The sequence below is a fragment of the Streptomyces sp. NH27 genome, from assembly GCF_056859195.1.
In genome coordinates, this window is the sequence record NZ_JACEGK010000757.1 from 1 (window position 1) to 2,620 (window position 2,620).

Here is a 2,620-nt window from a genome sequence, read left to right on the forward strand (position 1 = left end):
CTGCTTGGGGATACCGGTGGCCGGGTCGACCTCGAACCAGCTCACGTCGCCGGAGTGCTCGTTGGCGGCGTACAGGCGGGTGCCGGACGGGTCGAGGGTGAGGTGGCGCGGCCAGGCGCCGCCGCAGCTGACGGTGTCGAGGAGTTCGAGTTGCTCGCCGGTCTCGTCGATGGCGAGCACCGCGATGCTGTCGTGGCCGCGGTTGGCGGCCCAGGCGAACCGGCCGTCGGGCGAGACGACCAGCTCCGAGGGGTAGTTCTCGCTCTTGGCCCCGTCGGGCAGCACCCGTACCTCGGCGAGCGGCCGGAGGCTGCCCTTGTCGGCGTCCCAACGGCAGACGGTGACGACCGAGTCCAGCTCGTTCATCACGTAGGCGTGGCCGCCGGCGGGGTGGAAGGTGAGGTGGCGCGGGCCGATGCCGGAGCGCAGGCCGAGTTCGCGCTCGACCTCCAACTCGCCGGAGACCGCTTCCAGTTCGCAGACCCGTACCGAATCCGTGCCGAGGTCCACGCTCAGCAGCCAGCGGCCGCTGGGGTCGGGCAGCACCGCGTGCGCGTGCGGGGCCTCCTGGCGCTGCTGGTCGGGTCCGTCGCCTTCGTGCTCCAGCACGCACCGGACCGCGCCGAGCGCGCCGCCGTCCTCGACGGCCAGCACGCTGACGCTGCCGGGCGCCGAGTAGTTGGCGGTCAGCAGGTGGCCGCGGTGCAGCGCCAGGTGCGTGGGGGCGCCGCCACGGACCGGGACGGGGGTGCCGAGCAGCTTGGGGGCGGTCGGGTCGGCCAGCGAGAACGCGGCGGCCATGCCGTCCGGATCGGTCTCGCCGACCGCGTAGAGGGTGCCCCCGTCGGCGGATGCGGTGAGGAAGGACGGGTTCCGCACCTCGGCGGTGTGGCCGAGCGCGGTCAGCGCGCCCGTGCCCGGGTCGACCTCGGCGGCGGTGATCCCGTGCCCGCCCGCCGACGTGAACGACCCGATGTATGCATGTCCGGCCACTTGCCGTACCTCTTCCGACTGACACCTGTACGGCGGCTGAGAGTAGTACCTGCGGCGTGCGGCGTCGCCCCCGGGTCACCCGGTGGGGGCACAACGGACCCCCGGTGCGGCGGTGGCGGCCGCCCCGGGGGTCCGTTTTCCGTTCCGCGGGCGGTCAGAAACCGCCGTAGGACGTCACGGTGTAGGCACAGTCCGTGTAGTAACTGCCCGAACGCAGCGTCTCGGAGTCCGCGTGGGAGCTGGCGGACGAATCGCCCGACGGCTTGTGCAGGAAGTAGATGGTGCCGGTCGGGAGGTAGATGGTCCGCTTCGGGTAGTGCTTGCCGCTGGCCTGGCAGGCGCTGCCCTGCGCGCTGATCTCGCTGGAGTACTCGTGGCAACTCCCGCACGCCTTGAGGGTGAAGCTGCCGGTGACCTTGCCGGTGTAGAGGATCTCCACCGGGTCCGGGCTGTCGTTGCTGACGATCAGCTTGATGCTGCCGCCGGAGGCCATCGTCGGCACGTGCTTGCCCGCCGCGGACTCCTCCTTGGCGATCTCCGCGGCGATGGCGAACTTGTGGGCCAGCGCCTTGTTCTTGTCGTGCGGGTAAGTGCTGGTGAAGTCGTTCATCGTGGTGAGCGCCGTGTCGAAGTCACCGGACTTGTACTGGTGCACGCCGCACGAATAAGTACCCGACTCCACATGGCCGTTGGCGCGTGAGGCGTCCTTGGCCAGGGCGGCCGCGGCGCTGCCCTGCGCCTTGCCGGACAGGGTGGAGGCGAAGGAACCGAGGCCGGTCACCTTCTGGGTGGCGCCGCAGGGGTCGCTGCCGCCGATCGCCGTGGCCGCCTTGTCGATGGTGGAGCTGACCGCCGGCTCCACCTTCGCGGCCTGCGGCGACTGCGGGAAGGTGGTGAGCAGTTCGCCGAGGTCGTTCTCGTCGCCGCCGGACGCGGTGGACTGGTCGGTGCTCGCCAGGTCGGTCGCCCCGCACTCGTACAGCGACGTCGCCAGCCGGTCGTCGGGCCAGGTGTCCAGCGAGCCGAGGCCGTCCTTGCCGAACGTATCCGGCACGTTGCGCAGGTACTTCAGCGGGGGTATGGCGTCGCAGTACTGCTGCTGGTCGTACGGCGCGGCGACCGTCTTGTAGAACGTCTGCATGCGGTCGGGCACCAACTTGGCGGCCTTGGAGCCGGAGTGGTGTTTCTTGAGGTCGCGGTAGGAGGCCAGGGCCGACTTGAACTCGGGCTGGGCGGACGGGAAGTCCTTGCCCTTGGCGGCGGTCACCTTGCTGTCGGCGGCGGCGAGGCGGTCCAGCAGCATCTTCTGCGTCGCGCTGTCACGCGCGTTGTCGTAGAGGACCACGCCGCCGGCCGGCACGGCCAGCAGTACCAGGCCGACGACGACGGCGACCGGTGCGAGCGGCGGCCACGACAGGCGGGTGCGCAGGCCGCGCCACGCGCCGTGTGCGGCGGCCAGCACCAGGAAGGCCAGATAGCCGGCGAGGAGACCGCCGGAGACGCCGTCCGGCTTGGCGGGCAGCGCGATCACCACCAGCGCGCCGGTGGCGATCAGGCAGATCGCGAGGCCGAGCCAGCGGCGCATGAACGCGTAACCGAGGCCGAGGCCGCTGAGGTTGAGCAGCCC

Annotated in this window: 2 protein-coding genes; both read right to left on the reverse strand. The window is 71.2% G+C overall.

Annotated features, from left to right (window positions below; all coding sequences use genetic code 11):
* Window positions 1-993 (reverse strand): lactonase family protein (locus AC13HU_RS35400; RefSeq protein ID WP_483046102.1); only part of this gene is annotated, 993 nt, incomplete at its 3' end.
* 154 nt (window positions 994-1,147) lie between these two features.
* A partial coding sequence (locus AC13HU_RS35405; protein WP_483046103.1) for a hypothetical protein occupies window positions 1,148-2,620 on the reverse strand: 1,473 nt, incomplete at its 5' end.